Raw genomic sequence first — 18,020 nt, 5'->3', positions numbered from 1 at the left:
CAACACCAGGCTGGACTGCTCCCTCCCCTGCAATGCAGGGGGAGGAGCCAGAAGCGCAGCAAGATGCAGCATCGATCCGAAGAACTGCGCCCTCCCCGGCGACCGAAGGAAGTCCCTGTGGGGCAACGCAGGGGAGGGCTGCGGTGGGGTGCTCTTGCCCTGCTTCTGCTCGTCTCCCCACTCGTCACCGCCCAAACCAACGACCCCGCCTACGACAAGATCGTCGACGCCACCATCGCCCGCTATCACCTGCCCGGCATCGCCGTCGGCGTGATCGAGAATGGGCAAGTTGTCTACGTTCGCACCGCTGGCGAAACCGTTGCCGGCTCGGGCCATAAAATTACACCCGAGACGCTGTTCAAGATCGCCTCCAACAGCAAGGCGATGACCACCGCCCTGCTCGGCCGGCTGGTCGACCAGGGCAAGCTGCGCTGGGACGACCCGGTGACGAAGTACCTGCCGCAGTTCCGCATGAACGACCCGTGGGTAACCACCAACATGCGCGTGGCTGATCTGCTCACCCATTCCAGCGGCCTGCCCGAAGGCGGCGGCGACCTGATGTTGTGGCCGGAACCGAACCACTTCACCCGCGCCGACATCATCCATGGCCTGCGCTTCATCAAACCCGGCTACAGCTTCCGCTCGCAATACCAGTACGACAACCTGCTCTACGTGGTGGCCGGCGAAGTCGCCGCGGCCGCGGGTGGCGCGCCCTACGAAACCTTGATGCATCGCGAAGTATTCGCCCCGCTCGGCCTCAGCCGCTGCCAGGTCGGTACATGGAACCGCGATACCGTCGGCAATGTGGCGCAGCCGCACCGGCAAGTCGACGGCCACAACGTGGCGACAGGCGGGAATGAAGCGGTGATTCCCGCGATCACCTCTGCTCCGGCCGGCGGCATCCGCTGCGATCTCACCGACATGCTGAGCTGGGCGCGCAACTGGCTCGTTCCGACCCCGGCCCAACTGACGTGGCTGTCATCGACACAACGGCAGATCCTGCAGGCACCGCACATGCTGATCCCGGTCTCGGCACAGCGGCGCGACTGGGATCATTCGCACATCATGGCCTACGGTTACGGCTGGCGCATGACCGACGTCGATGGTCAGTGGAACGTATGGCACACCGGCACGCTCAACGGCATGTATTCGATGCTCTCTCTGCTGCCGGACCGCAAGAACGGTTTCGTGTTCATGATCAACGGCGAGGCGGATGACGCACGCACCGTGCTCGGCGAGGTGTTGACCAAACACTTCACCGCACCGGGCGATCCACGCGACGTGAACTGGTACGCCGATGCGCTGGAACACACAGCGAAGCAGCACGCCGAAAAGTCGCCGACGCCGGATACCTCGGCACAGCAACCCGCGACGGCAAAGGACCTGGCAACCTGGACAGGCACCTATCGCGACCCCTGGTTCGGCGTTATCTCGCTATGCCCGCGCGATGGACAGGTGCGTTTCGCGGCCGACAAGTCACCGGGGCTAGTCGGTACGGTGATGCGCCTTGGCACGCGTTATCTGGTGCACTGGGACGATGGCGAACTGGATGCGTGGCTGAATTTCCACGCTGCCCAGGGCCGGCAACCGGTCACCCTGCGCATGGCCAAGCTCGATCCGCATGGCGATTTCAGTTCCGACTATGAAGACCTCGATTTCCAGCGCGTAGGAGGATGCCACTGATGCGCAACGCACTCGTCACCATCGTAGTGTTCACCCTCATCGGCTGGAACGCCTGCAGCCATGCGGACCAGCCCACGACACTGTCACCGGCAAAGACCGCCGCCGCGGCCAACCTGGTCGACATCCGCAGCCTGGTGCCGGACATTGCCGAGGACATCAAGTATGCCGGCAGCGACAACTTTGTCGGCGCACCGGTAGATGGCTACCGCGCACCCAAATGTTTCCTGCTGCGTCCGGTTGCCGAAGCGCTGACCCGGGTCGAGCACGACCTGCGCGCGCAGCACATGCGCCTGAAGCTGTGGGACTGCTACCGCCCTGCCCGCGCGGTGGCCAACTTCGTGCGCTGGGCGCATGACCTGGGCGACCAGCGCACCAAGCCGCAGCACTACCCGGCACTGGACAAGTCGAAACTTCTGGACGGCTATATCGCCACCGTGTCGGGCCACAGCCGCGGCAGCACGACCGACCTCACCATGGAGCGATGCGCTGCGGACGGAACGGGTTGCGAGCCGCTGGACATGGGTACCCACTTCGATTTCTTCGACGTGCGTGCACACACCGATGCGCCCGGCGTCACGGCGCAACAGCACGCGAACCGCCTGCTGCTGCGCGACGCGATGGAGCGCGGCGGCTTCCGCAACTACAAGATGGAATGGTGGCACTACACCTTCACGCCGGAACCCACGCCGCACACGATCTACGACGTACCGGTGCAATGACCTGAACGGCGCCGCTTCGCGGCAGCGCCGACACCATCACTGAGAGGCGAGGATCAGCCATGAAGAAACTGCTAGCCACCCTTGTGCTGACCGCCCTGCTCGGTGGATGCGCCAGCGCCACCAAACCGGTCGATCCGACCGATGCGCTGATGCAACCTTACGCGGGCGATGTCCCTGGCGCCTCGTTGCTGGTGATCAAGGATGGCAAGCCGATCGTCCACCGGGGCTACGGCCTGGCCAATCTCGAGGACAACGATCGCGCCACGCCGGCGACCAACTACCGGCTCGCCTCGGTGACCAAGCAGTTCACCGCCGCATCGATCCTGCTGCTGGCCGAGCACCATCGGCTCAACCTCGACGATCCCATACGTCGCTGGCTGCCCTCGCTGCCGGTAACGACCGCGACGGTCACCCTGCGCCAGCTGTTGACGCACACCGGCGGCCTGGTCGACTACGAGGACCTGATCCCGCCCGGCACCACCGAACAGGTCAACGACAACGATGTGTTGCGCATGCTATCCGGCACCTCGAAAACCTACTTTGCACCGGGCAGTGCCTACCGCTACAGCAACACTGGTTACGTGCTGCTCGGGCTGGTCGTGGAGAAGGCTTCCGGCGTGAGCCTGCCGCTCTATCTGCAGCAACACATCTTTCAGCCACTGGGCATGAGCCACACCCTGATGTACGTGCGCGGCGGGCCCGAAGTGGATCATCGCGCCTACGGCTACAGCGAGGAAAACGGCAGCTGGACGCGCACCGACCAGAGCGTCACCAGCGCCACCCGCGGCGACGGCGGCATCTACTCCTCGATCGATGACCTGGCCAAGTGGGATGCCGCGTTGTACGACGACCGCCTGCTGAGCGACGCTTCGCGCGAACTCGCCTTCAGCCCGCATGTGAAAGTCACCGGCGAACCGTACGAAGCGAGCTACGGCTACGGCTGGCGCATCACCGGCGACACCCTGTGGCATTCCGGCGAAAGCATCGGCTTCCGCAATGTGATCGTGCGTTGGCCGAAGCAGCACCTCACCGTGATCCTGCTGAGCAACCGCAACGAACCGGAGCCATACCAGACCGCGCTGAAAATCGCGCAGCCATTCCTCACCCACTGACCACACCGCGCTGCAGGCGGACCCGATTCACACCGCCTGCGCACCACTGTTGGGATGTTGCACCGATGATCCAGCCCCCTGTTACACGCCTGTCATTCGCCCGCCACGCCGCCTTGCTGATTCTGATCGCCATGCTCGCGGCCTGCGCCCATGCGCCACCGCGCAACCCGTTGGCGACGTGGGTGCCGTCGCCCAACCACGACATTCGCCGGCCGGTATTGATCGTGGTGCATTTCACCGACCAGCACTCGGTGCAGGAAAGCCTCGATACGTTGCGTACCCGGAACAGCGGTGGCCAGGTGAGTTCGCATTACCTGGTCGGCAGCGACGGCCATATCTACCAGCTGGTATCCGATCAACTGCGCGCATGGCATGGCGGCGGCGGCCACTGGGGCACGATTACCGACATCAACTCCGCCTCGATCGGGATCGAGCTGGACAACGATGGCCATTCGCCGTTCGCACAGGCGCAGATCGACAGCCTCTTGCGCCTGCTGACCGACCTCACCACGCGCCTGCATATCCCGCGCACGCAGATTGTCGGCCACGAGGATTTCGCGCCGTCGCGCAAGGACGATCCCGGCCCGTTGTTCCCGTGGCCACAGCTGGCCGCTGCGGGCTTCGGGTTGTGGCCGCAAGGCACCCTGGTCGATGCGCCCGCCGGCTTCGATCCATGGATGGCGTTGGGCCTGGTCGGCTATCCGCTGGAGGATCGCCCCGCCGCGGTGCGCGCGTTCCACAACCATTTCCGCGGCATCGGCGGCGATGCACTGGACGCGCAGGATCTGCGCATCCTGTACAACCTGTCGCAGATCGTCGAACGCGGAACGCCGCTTACCGACTGATCGTTTCCGCAGGTAGGTCGGCGGCCAGGTGGAAGCCGATCGCATAGATATCCGAGCGACCACGATTCATTCCCGGCCGCTGTCCGGAAAACAGCAGGACGTTCGGCCGTGACGGATCGATTGCCGGGCCCATCGCGAAACTGCCGGCGACATTGACGCGTTCGTCCAGCTGCCGCGGCGCACGGTACCCGCCATCCGCGCCGCGCGCGGCGAACCACAGCTCGACCGGATCGTTGTCGGCATCGGTGGAATGCGAGAAGACCAGGCCCCGGTCGGCGTCGACGAACGTGGCATCGAATTCGTCGTCCGCGGTATTCACGTCGCCCGGCAGCGGCAACGCGTTTTGCCACGCGCCGCCGCGCTGCGTGCTGATGAACAGGTCGTGCCGGCCACGGCCGCCGCGCCCGTTGGTGGCGAACAGCAATTGCGTGCCGTCTGGCGAAGGCGCCGGCGCCCATTCGTCGCCGGCGGAGTTGATCGCAGCGCCCGGGTTGGATGGTTCGCCAAATCTGCCGCTGCGCGGGTCGAAACTGACCTGCCAGATGTCGTCGCCACCCTGGCCACCCGGCCGGTTCGAGAAGAACCAAAGCGTCCTGCCATCGGCGCTGAAGGCCGGATCGAAATCGTGCGACGTGGTGTCGAACGTCACCGGACGTGGCGCACTCCACGTAGCGCCATGGCGCCGCACCATCCAGATGTCCCAGCCACCGGGACCGCTGGGGCGATCCACGCTGCCCCACAACACGGTGTTGCCGTCGGGACTGATCGCCACCCGCACTTCCGAATATTTCGTGGATACCCGATCGGGCAGGTACATCGCAGCCGCGCCATCCAGTTGCAGCGTCACGTTCGGCGTTGAAACGGTCATGGGAAACGCCAGCACCTGATCGGTGTAGGTCTCGATCAACGCGCTGAACGGCCGGTTGCCTGCGTCGTACAGTAGTGCGCGATGCTGCAGGAGCGAATGAGGAACGGCCAAGCTGTCGGTTGCCTTCGACGGCGACCACAGCAGGTTGGCACTCAACGTCTTGCGCCGGAAATGCAGCGACCGCACCACCTTGCCGAACGGCACGTCGCTGCTTTCGAGCTGACGGTTCATCGCCGGGGTCAGTCGATCCGGCAGATACCAGTTGTCGGCCTCCGACAATACGTGATCGCCGCACGCCAGTTGTACGCGCCGGTATTTCACCACCTCGTGGGCACCCATCGCGAGCTGCGCGCGCAGCTCCGGCGGCAGCGGCTTGTCTGCGCCGCGCACCCGGTTTGCGACAACGCGTGCGGGCGACGCCATGTGGTGCGCACCGCACCAGCGTTCGAGCGTCAGCGTGGCGCTGTCGTGACTGAGCAGATCGGCGTTGAGGGTTTGCAGCAAACCCCATGCCTGCTGCCGACCCTGCGGCGTAGCGGCCCAGCTGGCCAAGCCGGGTTCGCGTGCGATGGCGGCACGGCACGCCAGTATCGAGAACACGGCAACGAACGTGGTGCATGTCAGCGATCGGGTCATCGTTCCTTTGCACTCGCCAGGAAAACCCTAGCCTGCCGGAAGCGGCCTCACACTTCCAGTCGATCGTCCGGACGTGCCACCAGCGCATACAACGCCGGCATCAGGAAAATGCTGATCAACAACCGCGTGAACAGTCCGCTGACGATGACCAGCGCGAACGGCCGCTGGGTATCCGTGCCCACGCCCGTAGCCAGCGCCGCCGGCAGCAAGCCCAGCGCCGCCACCAGTGCGGTCATCATGATCGGGCGCAAGCGCAGGATCGCGCCTTCGCGGATCGCCTCGCCAAGTGTGGTGCCGTTGCGACGCAGTTCGTTGACGTAGGAGATGTAAACCACGGCGGTCTGTACCGAGACCCCGAACAGGGCGAGAAAGCCGATGCCGGAGGACACCGAGAACGGCGTATCGGTGAGCCAAAGCGCCACGATGCCGCCCATCGGGGCCGACAACACCACACCGAGCACGGTGATGAAGGGGAATTTGAAGTTGCTGTAGAGGGTGAACAGCAACAGGAAGATCAGCCCCACGGTCAGCGGCACGATGACATTCAACTGCGCGCGCGACGCGGTGTATTCGGAGTATTCGCCGCCCCAGTCCAGGTGATAGCCCTGTGCCAGTTTCACCTTCCGGTTCACCTGCCCGATGGCATCTTCCACCGCGCCGGCCAGGTCGCGCCCTTCCACCGAGAACTGCACACCGATGTAGCGTGAGTTGTTCTCGCGATAGATGAAGGAGGCGCCGTTGGTGACCTGGATATCCGCGAACTCCTTCAACGGGATCTGCTGGCCACCGGGCGTGGCCACCAGGATGTTGCCGATTTCCTCGGGGTTGTCGCGGTACGGTTTGTCGAGACGCACGACGAGGTCGAACTGCTTCTCGCCCTGGATCACTTCGGTGGCCACGTCGCCGCCGATGGCGGTCTGGATCAGGCCGTTGATGTCGTCGACATTGAGCCCATAGCGTGCGATCGCGGCACGCTTGATGGCGATGCTGAGACTGGGCTGGCCCAGCTCCTGCACCAGGGTCACGTCGTGGATGCCGCGCACGTGTTCGAGCACGCGCTTGATCCCCTTGCCCTTCTGTTCCAGCGTGGCGAGGTCGGAGCCGAACACCTTGACCGCCAGCGCGCTCTTCAACCCCGTCTCGGCTTCGTCCACCGCATCCTCGGCCGGCTGCGTGTAGTTGAAGATGATGCCGGGGAAGGCCTGCAGCTTCTTGTTGATCGCCTCGGTCAGCGCAGCCTTGGTGCGATAGCTGCCGGTCCATTGCGAATACGGCTTCAGCCCCACGTAGAACTCGACGTTGAAGAAACCGGTCGAGTCGGTGCCGTCGTCGGGACGGCCCAGTTCCGAGGCGACCGTGGTGACCTCGGGAAACGTGCGCAGGATGTCGCGGATCTTCGGGGTGATCTTGGCCGATTCGTCGAACGAGATCGTGTACGGCATGGTCGCGCGCACCCACAGCGCGCCTTCGTCCAGATGCGGCATGAATTCGGCGCCGATGCGCGGAATGAGCAGCAGCGACAGCCCCAGCAAGACGGCCGAGGCGGTGGTGGTCAGCCAGGGCCGGGCGAGACACACATCCAGGCCGGTCGTGTAAACCGACTTGATCGCCTCGAAAATACCGTTACGCCGTTCGTTGACGCCCTTGCGCATCAGCCACGCGCACAGCACCGGCAGCAACGTCAGCGTGATCGCCAGCGAGCCGACCAGGGCGAACACCATGGTGTCGGCCATCGGCTTGAACAGCGTGCCGGACGGTCCGGACAACACGTAGATCGGCAGGAAGCTGACCACGATCACCGCGACGGAGTAGAACAACGGACGATCCACTTCGCCGGCCGCGTCGCGGATCACTTCGCGCACGCTGAACTCGGTGCCGGCACGATCGGCCAGCTGGCGGTAGATGTTTTCCACCATCACCACCGCCGCGTCGACCAGGATGCCGAAATCCACCGCGCCGATCGACAGCAGGTTGGCCGAGGCGCCCTGCAGGTCCAGGCAGATGAAGGCAAACAACAGCGCCAGCGGGATGGTGACGGCGACGATCAGCCCGGCACGGAAATCGTAGAGAAAGAAGATCAGCACCACGACGACCAGCAGCATGCCGCGCAGCAGGTTCTCCTTCACGATCTGCGTGGTCAGTTCGATCAGGTCGCTGCGATCGTAGAACGGATGGATCTTCACGTCTTTCGGCAGCACGTTGGCGTTGAGATCCTGCGTCTTCGCCTCGACCCGCTTGAGCACGTCCTGGGTCTTCTCGCCGGTGCGCAGCGAGATCACGCCCTCCACCGCGTCGTCCTGTTTTTCGTAACCGAACTCGCCCAGCCGCGGCGCGATGCCGGTGACCACGCGGCCGACGTCCTTGACCAGCACCGGCGTGCCATCGTGCACCGCCAGCACCACGTTGCCGATGTCCTCCAGCGTGCTCAGCCGGCCGATGCCGCGCACGTAATAGAACTGGCCACCCTGCGAATAAAAGCCGCCGCCGGCATTGCTGTTGTTGGCCGCCAGCGCAGCCTGCACCTGCTGTGCGGTGAGGCCGACACCGGCGATCTTCGCCGGGTCGAGCAGCACCTGGTACTGCATGCTGCCGCCGCCGAAGCCGGAGTCGTCCGCCACGCCGGGCACGGTGCGGTACTGCGGCTCGACGATCCAGTCCTCGAAAGTCTTCAGCTCGGTCGGCGAACGGTCGGAGCTCTGCAGCACATAGCGGTAGATCAGCCCCGACGGCGAAGACAGCGGCGACACCGACGGCTTCACCCCATCCGGCAGGTCGAGATCGCCGAGCCGGTTGAACACTTCCTGGCGCGCGAAGTTGTTGTCCGTACCGCCTGCGAAATTGATGGTGAGGTCGGACAAGCCGTACAGCGAGATCGATCGCGACGTGGTGGTTTTCGGGATACCGGTCATGCCCTGCTCGACCGGTATCGTGATCAGCCGCTCCACTTCCTCGGCCGTATGCCCAGGCCACTGCGTCACGATGTCGACGCTGGGCGGCGAGAGATCGGGATAGGCATCCACCGGCAAACGCTGCAGCGCGTGCCAGCCCGCCCCGACCAGCACCAGGATCAACAGGATGACGATCAACGGCTGCGCCAGCGACGAGCCGACGATGCGGTTCATCAGCGACGCCTTGCGTGGCGGCATGGGAGGCAGATGGTCGCTCATTGGTTCTGCATGAACTGCACGAAGATGGCGCCATCGACCACGATGCGGTCACCGGCCTTGAGGCCATCGGAAATCACGTACTGCCCGCCGCTGCGCTGGCCGAGCGTGACGTGCTGCCGCGCAAAGCTGCCGTCATGCTGGGTGACGTACACGAAGGGCAGGTTTTCGTCATCGCGCAGGATCGCGGACACCGGCACCAGCAGGCCGTTGTCCGGCTGACGCGACTGGATCCGCACCCGCACGTACATCTGCTTCTTCAGCGCTCCGCGCGGATTCTCGACAGCCACGCGCGCCACCACGGCGCGCGTGTCGGAATTCACCACGGCGGAAATGTTGTCCACGGCGCCCTTGAGGCCGCCGATGCCGCCGCCGATGCCGGTCTCGACCTCGGCCGGATCGCCGACGCTGATCGACGCGAGATCGGAGGCGGAAACCTGCGCCATCACCCACACGCGCGACAAATCGGCCACGGTGAAGCATGGCGTGGTGCCTGCCTGCAGCAACTGCCCGGGCGTGATCAGCTTGTCCACCACGGTGCCGCTGATCGGCGACCGGATCGTGCCGCCGACATGGGCGACCGGACGACCCGCCTGCACCTCACGGATCGTCTTCGCGTCGACATTCAGCGCCACCAGCGCCTGCAGCGCGGCGTCGCGATCGGCCTCGGCGCTGGCCGCATCCGTCTGCGCCTGCGTCTCTTCGCGCTGGGCCACGCCGTCATGCTGCACCAGATCCTTGTCCATGTCGGCCAGCCGACGGGCGTTGCCGGCCGTGACCAGTGCCTTGCGATAGGCGCCGATCGCCGCGGCGAAATCGGGCGACTCCACCAGCGCCAGCGGATCGCCCTTGTTGACGTGCTGGCCGGGGACAACCAGCAATCGCGTCACCGGACCCGAGAACGGCGCCAGCACGCTGGTTGCCTGGTCGTTGTCGAAGTCGACCACGCCATTCGCCTCGACGCTATGCCGGAAACGGGACGGCGCCACGGTGTAGATGTGGATGTGCTGCAGCTGATCTTTCGTCAGTGCCACGTTGGCAGGCGTCGCCGACGCGGGCGGCGCATCGGCGTCCTTGCTGCCCGAACAGCCGGTCAGCGACATGACCGCCACCAACGCCAAAGCCACCGTCGCGAATGCGCGCTTCGCCACGCGCATCGCGCAAGCTGATTCACTTTTCATCGTCACCCCTGGTTGATTCCGGCTGGCCCAGATCAGCGCGGTGCCACCAGCCGCCGCCCAGCGCCTGGAACAGCGCTGCAGTGTCGGCATAGCGGCTGGCCTGCGCCTGCACCAGGGTGATCCGCGCCTGCTGATAACCCTGCTCGGCGCTGAGCAAGGTGAGGTAGCTGGCGTAGCCAGCCTTCCACTGGCGCTGGGACAGATCCAGCGTGACCTTGGCAGCGTCGGCAGCGGCGGCGGCCGATTTCAGGCCTTCGGCGTCCTGCTGTAGCGCCACCAAGGTATCGGCCACATTCTGAAAGGCGGTCAGCACCGTGCTGCGATATTGCTCGGCAGCCTGCACATAGGCCGCTTTTGCGGCGCGCTCCTGATGCAGCAGCGTGCCGCCCTGGAAAATCGGTGCGGCGATATCGGCGCCCAGGCTCCAGAAACCCGTGCCGGACTTGAACACCTGGTTCATCGCCAACGCTGTGCTGCCGACGTTCGCGCTCAAGGAAATATTCGGCAACCGATTGGCCATCGCAACGCCGATCTGCGCACTGGCGGCGTGCATGTTGGCTTCCGCCTGGCGCACGTCGGGCCGCTGGGCCACCAGCTGCGAAGGCAGGCTGACCGGCAATGCCTGCGGCAGCTGAAGACTCGACAGCTCGAAGTTCGCGATGGCCGACTGGCCCGGAAAACGACCCACCAGCGCGGCCAGCAGGTTGCGTTGCTGGGCCAGCTGGCTGACCAGCGGCGGCAGCGTCGCCGTGACCTGGGCCAGCTGGGATTCCTGCGCGGCGACATCGAGTCGGCCGGCGTACCCCTTGCTCAACTGGTAACGCATGATCTTCAACATGTGCGCGTTGATGTCGATGAGCTGGTGCGTCGCGTCGATCTGCGCCTGCAGCGACGCTTCCTGCACCGCGGCTGCCACCACGTTGGTGCTCAGCGTGATGTGCGTGGCGATCATCTGGAAGCGGACTGCCTGCTCCTGCGCTTGCAACGATTCGACCGTGCGGCGGTTCAAGCCGAACACATCGGGCACGTACGACACGCTGACCTGCGGGGTGAACAGGTTGTACAGAAAGGCGTTGTTGCTCGGCACCGGTGCGAGTGCGCCGGGCGGATCCTGCTCGCGGCTTGCCGAGAAACCTGCCGCCACGCCCGGATAGCGTGCGCCGCGCTGCGCCAGCACATTTTCGCGCGCCACCGACAAGGCCGCCTGCGCTGCCTTGAGGTCGGGATTGCTGGCCAGCGACTGTTCGATCAATGCATTCAGTGCGGCGGAATGAAACAGCGTCCACCATTGCGCGGAGATGTCGCCACCCGTGGTGAAGTGCTGCGCCTGCCCACCGGCAACATTCGCCGTACCGGCCGTGGTCGGCAGCGGACTCGCGACCAGGCTGCCGGCCGCCGGAGCAGCGGGCTTGTGGAAGTCCGGACCCACGGCGCAGCCGGCCAGCGACAACGCGGCGATGACCGCCGCCAGCAGCAGGCTGCGTGAGCGCGACGCGCGCAAAGCCGGCAGATCCAGCGCGATCATTCCGGCAGGCACCCGAACCACGTTTTGAGCATGTCTGCGCGTCTTTGCGAGGATCCAGTCCGCAACGATATAACGTACCAATCCGCAGCGAAAGTCTGCAAGAAGTTGCGTTGACGGCGACTGGCAGGCGGCCTGGGCCGCCCGATCCGCTAAAGCCCCTTCGCTGCCTGCGCCACGGCGCGGAACAGCGCACGACCCTTGTTCATCGTTTCCTCCCACTCGGCGGCGGGATCGGAGTCGTAGACGATGCCGGCGCCAGCCTGCACGTGCAGGCGACCGTTCTGGATCACGGCGGTGCGGATCGCGATGGCGGTGTCGGCATCGCCCCACCAGCCGATCCAGCCGATGGCACCGGCGTAGATGTTGCGCTTGTAGGGCTCCAGTTCCTGGATGATTTCCAGCGCGCGGATCTTCGGCGCTCCGCTCAGGGTGCCGGCCGGGAACGTCGCTTTCAATACGTCCATGTAGCTGAGGTTCGGCTTCGCGATGCCCTGCACCTGCGACACGATGTGCATCACGTGCGAATAGCGCTCGATCGCGAACGAGTCGCTGACTTCCACGCTGCCGGTTTCGCTGATTCTGCCGATGTCGTTGCGACCAAGGTCGATCAGCATCACGTGCTCGGCGCGCTCCTTTGGATCGGCCAGCAGCTCGGCTTCCAGTGCCTGGTCTTCTTCTTCCGTCGCACCGCGTTTGCGCGTGCCGGCGAGCGGGCGCACCACCACCTTGCCGTCCTTCAGTCGCGCCAGGATCTCCGGTGAGGAGCCGACGATCTGGGTGTCGCCGAGATCGACGAAGTACATGTACGGCGACGGATTCAATGCGCGCAGCGCACGGTACACGTCGACCGGCCGCGCGTTGAAGCCGACGCTGAGTCGCTGCGACGGCACCACCTGGAAGATGTCGCCGGCGCGGATGTACTCCTTGGCGCGCTCGACCATCGCCTCGAATGCTTCTTTCGTGAACGACGATTTGAAATCGCCCTCGTCCAGCGCGACCGACTGCGTGAGCTGCGGATACGACGCGCCGCCCTGGCGCAGCCGGTAGACCAGCGCATCGAGCCGGCGCTGCGCCTCGGCATACGCCTGCGGCTGCGCCGGGTCAGCATGCACGATCAGGTAGAGCCGGCCCTTGAGGTTGTCGAAAACCGCGACTTCCTCGGCCAGCATCAGCAGCACGTCGGGCGTGCCCAGCTCGTCGGCGCGATCCCACTGCGCCAGCCGCGGCTCGATGTAGCCGATCGTCTCGAAGCCGAAGTAGCCGACCAGGCCACCACTGAACGCGGGCAACTGCGGCAATCGCGGTACGTCGTACTGCGCGCGCAACTTTTCGATCTCGGCCAGCGGATCGTCGAGATGGCGACGCTCGGTGACCTCGCCGGAATCCTCCACCTCCATCTCGTGCCCGCGCAGGCGATAGACGCGCCTCGCCGGCAGTCCGATGATCGAATAGCGTCCCCAGGTGGCGCCGCCCTCGACCGATTCGAACAGGAAGGTGTACGGGCCATCAGCCAGTTTCAGGTACACCGACAGCGGCGTGTCGAGGTCGGAGAACACCTCGCGCACCAGCGGGATGCGCGTATGCCCCAGGGCAACCAGCGCGTCGAATTCGTTTCGGGAGATCACGTTGCGGATCCACGGGTGGGGAGCGCGCCAAGATAGCATTCGCCGCGCGGGCCAGCACGTTTCACGGCGCGCTTGTTCCTTGATCGCTGCGGCACTAATCTCGCTTTCGGGGATCCGGACGAAGCATTCGGTATGCGGGCGCTTGACGGTTTGCGGTATGCAAACCGCGGTATGGGCTGCCTTCGCCGCATGCGTGAAAACATGGTTGATACCCAGGGAGCACCCGCTTCAGGCACCGCCGACTCCTGTCGGCAAGCGAGCGGCGTGGCATGTATCGCGATACGAAGGGAGTTCGACGTGACAGACGACCAGATATGGATTGGCCAGAACGGCAAAAAGTATGGCCCGTACACCGAAGCGGATGTCCGCCGGTGGATCAGGGAAGGAAAGCTCGCTGCGGACGCCCTCGCCTGGCGCGACGGCATGGTGGACTGGGTCCCCCTTGCCAGCCTGTTTCCGACAACGGCGGCCGGCGGACCGTTGCCTCCACCATTGGCAGCCGGGGTTTCGCCACCGCCGTTCGTCGAAACCCGACCGGCGGGCATGTCCGGCACATTTCCGGCACGGCGGGATGAATCCCAGGACACGAGCAGAAGCGATCGCGCAGCGCTGCCCACGCCACCGTCGTTGCATTGGGGCCTGGTCTGGCTATTCACCCTCCTCACGCTCGGCATCTTCGCCATCATCTGGCCGTTCATCCAGGCCAAATGGACGCGCAAGATCGACCCTCGCAGCAACGCCACAACGCTGCTTGGTTTCGCCATGGCCTCCCGGCTCATTGGATACGTTTTCTATTTCGCCGGGTTTGCATCGCTGGCCAACGGAGGCGAGGGAATGCTCGGTTTTGGCGGCTTGCTGCTGCTGGCTGGCTGGGTGCTCGCTCTCGTGGCCTATTTCTCGATGGCGGGCTCGATGCGGGACAAACTCGCAAGCAGGGAGCTGCCGCTTGAAATCGGCGGCGTCACGCTGTTCTTTTTCACCATGTTCTACCTGCAGGCGCAGCTGAGCTGGCTCGCTCGCTGGAAACACACCGGACAAACCACGCCGAGGGCCTCCAAGGGGGTGTTCTGGGCAATTTTCTGCATCGTTCCTTTCCTGATCGCCATCCTCGCGGCCATAGCCATCCCTGCCTATCAGGACTACGTCATCCGTACACAGGTCTCTGAGGGTCTTGTGCTGGGGGATGGCGCGAAAACCGCCATCGCCGAGTACTACTCGAACAATCGGTCCCTGCCATCGGGCAATGCCTCTGCAGGCCTGGCACAAGGCACGTCGATCGCGGGCAGATACGTCTCAGGCGTGGACGTGTCCGATGGCCGGGTCATCGTGGCATTCGATACGGCCAGTTCGAACACCCTGATCCGGAACGACGTCCTGGTATTGACTCCAATCCCGGACGGCAACGGCAATCTTGCCTGGCGCTGCGGCGGTTCGGAAACCACCGTACCGGAAAAGTATCGGCCCATCTCGTGTCGGCGGTAGGAGACGAGCCCGGGAACGGTCCACGCAGGTGCGTGCGGCCTGCAAATCTGTACACGATGGCACGCCGGCTGTAGCGCTTCGGATGGCGATAAAAATGACAAACTTCGACTTGCCATGCCTGTTCCGCCGGAAGAAATCCCCGCCGCCACTTCTTTTCGTTGACACCGGGATCCAGGAGAGATCGTCATCGCGGCCCATGCCCGATCGGCGGCGTGCCTGGCGTCGATATCCGTGAAAGTGGCGTACTCGCTTGCCATCGCGGCCATCCTCATGGCGCTTCCTTTTCTCGGCCTGCTCTATCCGTCTTTCACGTACGAACCCCGGGTCGGGCCGTACGGGTCGTTTGTCAGCAATGCAGGCTCGTTGCTCGCGCTGTCTCGTTGCCTGGCTTTCATCCTCGCGCTCATTTCGCTGGTACTGATCACACGCTGGAAATCGGCTCCGATCCATGCCGCCATCTATGTGGTTGCCGCACTCGTACTGGTGAAAGTCGGCGTGCCAATCGCGCGCGCAACCGAGACCACCTCGAGACAGAACGTCCTGACCTTCTATGAAGGACTGAAACCTGGCCAGGAACAAAGCGCGATTGAGCGCAAGACGAGGGAAACGGAAAACTTCTCTTTCTCTCCCCTGAATCTGGGCGAGCATGACCGGCTTGCTGGGTTTCCCGCCGATGACGATGCGAAATCCGCATTGATAGTGAAAAGTCACGGTACCCGGGCAAGCGTCGCACTCTGGTTCCGGTCCAGCCAGGATGACGGAAAACTCAAGCTGGCCAGAAAGGCGTTCCTCGACAACAAGACGCTGTACGAAATGGCACCGCCACTTGCCGATGAGGAGGATCGCATCCTTGTCGGGGTTCTGTCCTGGACAGATCACCAACTCTTGTTTATGCCTTGCCACATCGGCAGCGCGTATCCCGTGAGCACAGAACGGGCACCGGAACAGGCGAAGGTGCTCATTGGCAACCAGGCAGACCAGGGAAAGCGCAATGCCATCCTGGTGGGTCGTGTCGTGGACGTGGCATCGCGCATGCGTGTCGTCGACGTGCGCAGTTGGCGGAAAATAGTTGGTTCGCGGACTTACGATCAGTCTTTTTACGACACCTGCGATCCACAACTCCGGTAGTCCGGTTCGCGGCTTCCACAGCCTTTGCCCGTCATAATCTGATGCGCGGCATGCCATGCAGGTGCAGGGCAAACGCCACGCCGCTGCCGTCGTCGAGGTTGCGGGCGCTGGCGAGGCCACCGTGGCGTTCGGCGACGAGGCGCACCACGTACAGGCCCAGTCCCAGGTGCGGGACGTCTCCGGGGATGGCCTTGTCGCGCAGGCTGACGAGGGAGTCGAACAGGCGGCCGTGCATCGCTTCGGGCAGCAGCGGGCCCTGGTTGGCCAGTTCAATTTCGGCGCCATCGGGCGTGGTGCGCAGATCGAGTTGCAACCAGCCGTCCGGTGGCGTGAACGACAAGGCGTTGTCGAGCAGCTTGTCCAGCGCCTGCGCAATCAACTCGGGCGCGCAGTGCATGTGCAGTGGAGCGTCGGGCAGCGTGCAGCCGAGCCGGCGTGCGCCGATCAGCGGCCGATACGCATCGGCGCAGCCACGCACCACATCGCGCAGGTCGACGTCTTCGGGTTCGGCGGCGGTGATCGAGCGCTCCATGCGACTCGATTCGCTCATGGCGCGTACCAGCGCACCGAGCCGGGCCACACCGTCGCGCGCGCGCGCGAGATACGGCTGCGCTTCGGCCGGCAAGGCCGCATGCTCCAGATTGTCCAGCGACGATTTCACGATCGCCAGCGGCGTGTTGAGTTCGTGCGAAAGTTTGGAGGCCAGTGTGCGCAGGTAGTCGGTGTAGTTGCCGACCACGTCGAGCAGTCGCTCGAAGCTGCGCGCCAGATCGCCGATCTCGTCCGGCGCGTCGGTCATCGGGAATTTCCCGCGCTCGAACAAGCCGTCCAGACGTCCATCGTTGAGTTGCGCACGTTCGGCCGCATTGCGCAAACGCGCCAGTCGCAGGCTGAGGCGGGTGGCGAATGCGAGCAGGATGCCGCCGGCGACAAGCAGCACGCTGAAACTGGTCAACAGCAAGCCGAACAGTGCGCGATTGGCCAGCAGGGGCACCGCGCGACTGGCCTGTTCCAGCAGCAGCACGCCTTCCACGCGACCTGCATGCTCGATCGGTACGGCGGCCGCCAGCACCACGCTGCCGCGCTCTTCGCCGCTGCGCCAGACCGACACCGGCTTGCCGGTCGCCGCCGTACCGACTTCGCGGGTATCCAGTCGCGGCACGTCCTGCGACCACAGGCTTGCATCCTCCAGTCGGTTCGCCAGCAGCGCGCGATACACCAGCGAGGCGAACCAGCCCGGCTGACCATCGGCACCGGGCGTGCTGTCCAGATGTCCACTGCGGGCAAGCAGCCAGCCTCGGGGTGCAAGCACCCGCGCCTGCACGCGCTCGGGTACCAGCTGCCCCAGCTCGGTGGAGAGCGCACTGGAGTAGCGCAGCAAGGGTCGGGTATCGGACGCCATGCGATCGCCACCGGTCGCCGCGTCATATACGCCGACGCCAAGCGCACGCAATGACAGGCTGCGCGATAGCCGCAGTTCCACCCGGTACCCGCTGCCGTCTTCCTGCCACTGCACCGGTACCAGCTCGGGCAGTCCATCGACCGACGGGTCGAGTGGCCGCGCGATAAGCGGCCCCGGTGCCGCGCTGGCCAGCAGATAGCGACGCTGGCCGGCAGCGTTGCGCAGGGTCAGGATCAGGTGATCCGCCGCCAGCGCATCGGCATCGGCGGCATCGGCGCGCGTGCGCCGGGTGTCGCGCACGTCGGCGTACACATACAGCCAGTCGTCGTCCGCGGCCAGCAGCAACTTGCCGTTCGTATTCAGCGGCTGGCTCCACGGCGTCAGCGGCGCCCAGTCGTCGCCATAGCCATCGACCGTGATCGGTGCCGGCGCCGGCTGCACATACCAGTCCCGGCCCGATGATTCCGGTGGCATCGCGCCGGTCACCACCAGGCTGCGCGCCACCGCCCCCGCCGAGGCCAGCAAGGCCTGCGACTGGCCTTCGCGCAGCAACGTTTCCATCTGCCGCACATACAGCCAGCCGGCAATCGGCAGCGCCAGTGTGCACAGTGCGACCAGCAGCAATTTGCGGCGCAGGGTCATCGTATGGA

General features: G+C 64.9%; 12 protein-coding genes. 6 read left to right on the top strand and 6 right to left on the bottom strand.

Annotated features, from left to right (window positions below; translation table 11 throughout):
- Positions 1-117: 117 nt before the first annotated feature.
- The 4 genes from ACPPVV_RS02890 to ACPPVV_RS02875 all read left to right on the top strand — a co-directional run bounded on the left by ACPPVV_RS02890 (position 118) and on the right by ACPPVV_RS02875 (position 4,359).
- Complete coding sequence (locus tag ACPPVV_RS02890; RefSeq protein ID WP_426701980.1) at positions 118-1,683, top strand: serine hydrolase; 1,566 nt, start codon at positions 118-120, stop codon at positions 1,681-1,683.
- Positions 1,683-2,402 (top strand): M15 family metallopeptidase, encoded by a 720-nt coding sequence (locus ACPPVV_RS02885; RefSeq protein WP_426701979.1) that lies wholly within the window; start codon positions 1,683-1,685, stop codon positions 2,400-2,402. Before ACPPVV_RS02890 ends, ACPPVV_RS02885 begins: the two co-directional genes overlap by 1 nt.
- Before the next feature lie 59 nt (positions 2,403-2,461).
- Positions 2,462-3,514, top strand: a complete 1,053-nt coding sequence (locus ACPPVV_RS02880; protein WP_426701978.1) for a serine hydrolase domain-containing protein — start codon at positions 2,462-2,464, stop codon at positions 3,512-3,514.
- 65 nt (positions 3,515-3,579) lie between these two features.
- Complete coding sequence (locus tag ACPPVV_RS02875) at positions 3,580-4,359, top strand: N-acetylmuramoyl-L-alanine amidase (protein ID WP_426701977.1); 780 nt, start codon at positions 3,580-3,582, stop codon at positions 4,357-4,359.
- Here ACPPVV_RS02875 and ACPPVV_RS02870 read toward each other — a convergent pair.
- The 5 genes from ACPPVV_RS02870 to trpE all read right to left on the bottom strand — a co-directional run bounded on the left by ACPPVV_RS02870 (position 4,349) and on the right by trpE (position 13,358).
- Complete coding sequence (locus tag ACPPVV_RS02870) at positions 4,349-5,863, bottom strand: hypothetical protein (RefSeq protein WP_426701976.1); 1,515 nt, start codon at positions 5,861-5,863, stop codon at positions 4,349-4,351. The two genes, ACPPVV_RS02875 and ACPPVV_RS02870, sit on opposite strands and share 11 nt — an antisense overlap.
- Positions 5,864-5,910: 47 nt before the next feature.
- Complete coding sequence (locus ACPPVV_RS02865) at positions 5,911-9,030, bottom strand: efflux RND transporter permease subunit (RefSeq protein WP_426701975.1); 3,120 nt, start codon at positions 9,028-9,030, stop codon at positions 5,911-5,913.
- A complete protein-coding gene (locus ACPPVV_RS02860; RefSeq protein WP_426701974.1) occupies positions 9,027-10,208 on the bottom strand; it encodes an efflux RND transporter periplasmic adaptor subunit in 1,182 nt (393 codons plus the stop codon). Before ACPPVV_RS02860 ends, ACPPVV_RS02865 begins: the two co-directional genes overlap by 4 nt.
- Positions 10,198-11,733: an efflux transporter outer membrane subunit gene (locus tag ACPPVV_RS02855; protein ID WP_426701973.1), complete on the bottom strand. Its 1,536-nt coding sequence runs from the start codon at positions 11,731-11,733 to the stop codon at positions 10,198-10,200. The genes ACPPVV_RS02860 and ACPPVV_RS02855 overlap by 11 nt, the downstream gene beginning before the upstream one ends.
- Before the next feature lie 149 nt (positions 11,734-11,882).
- Entirely contained in the window at positions 11,883-13,358 is a 1,476-nt protein-coding gene (trpE, locus tag ACPPVV_RS02850; RefSeq protein WP_426701972.1) for an anthranilate synthase component I, read from the bottom strand.
- Between the two features lie 297 nt (positions 13,359-13,655).
- Here trpE and ACPPVV_RS02845 point away from each other — a divergent pair, with 297 nt between their 5' ends.
- On the top strand, positions 13,656-14,840 hold the full coding sequence (locus tag ACPPVV_RS02845; RefSeq protein ID WP_426701971.1) for a pilin: 1,185 nt from the start codon (positions 13,656-13,658) through the stop codon (positions 14,838-14,840).
- Positions 14,841-15,071: 231 nt separating this feature from the next.
- Positions 15,072-15,968 carry a hypothetical protein gene (locus ACPPVV_RS02840; protein ID WP_426701970.1) on the top strand — a complete coding sequence of 299 codons (897 nt, stop codon included), beginning with the start codon at positions 15,072-15,074 and terminating at the stop codon, positions 15,966-15,968.
- Between the two features lie 31 nt (positions 15,969-15,999).
- Here ACPPVV_RS02840 and ACPPVV_RS02835 read toward each other — a convergent pair whose 3' ends face one another.
- On the bottom strand, positions 16,000-18,012 hold the full coding sequence (locus tag ACPPVV_RS02835) for an ATP-binding protein (protein ID WP_426701969.1): 2,013 nt from the start codon (positions 18,010-18,012) through the stop codon (positions 16,000-16,002).
- Between the last annotated feature and the right edge of the window lie 8 nt (positions 18,013-18,020).

The organism is Rhodanobacter sp. Col0626, assembly GCF_049994385.1.
GTDB lineage: Bacteria > Pseudomonadota > Gammaproteobacteria > Xanthomonadales > Rhodanobacteraceae > Rhodanobacter.
Note: the sequence above shows the minus strand (reverse complement) of the source record. Positions and strands in the feature narration are given on the sequence as shown.

Bases quoted from the DNA above. Each gene is read 5' to 3' on its own strand.
- ACPPVV_RS02860 (WP_426701974.1), bottom strand. From the start codon at position 10,208: ATGAAAAGTGAATCAGCTTGCGCGATGCGCGTGGCGAAGCGCGCATTC.
- ACPPVV_RS02835 (WP_426701969.1), bottom strand. From the start codon at position 18,012: ATGACCCTGCGCCGCAAATTGCTGCTGGTCGCACTGTGCACACTGGCG.
- ACPPVV_RS02855 (WP_426701973.1), bottom strand. From the start codon at position 11,733: ATGATCGCGCTGGATCTGCCGGCTTTGCGCGCGTCGCGCTCACGCAGC.
- ACPPVV_RS02870 (WP_426701976.1), bottom strand. From the start codon at position 5,863: ATGACCCGATCGCTGACATGCACCACGTTCGTTGCCGTGTTCTCGATA.
- ACPPVV_RS02880 (WP_426701978.1), top strand. From the start codon at position 2,462: ATGAAGAAACTGCTAGCCACCCTTGTGCTGACCGCCCTGCTCGGTGGA.
- ACPPVV_RS02865 (WP_426701975.1), bottom strand. From the start codon at position 9,030: ATGAGCGACCATCTGCCTCCCATGCCGCCACGCAAGGCGTCGCTGATG.
- ACPPVV_RS02875 (WP_426701977.1), top strand. From the start codon at position 3,580: ATGATCCAGCCCCCTGTTACACGCCTGTCATTCGCCCGCCACGCCGCC.
- ACPPVV_RS02885 (WP_426701979.1), top strand. From the start codon at position 1,683: ATGCGCAACGCACTCGTCACCATCGTAGTGTTCACCCTCATCGGCTGG.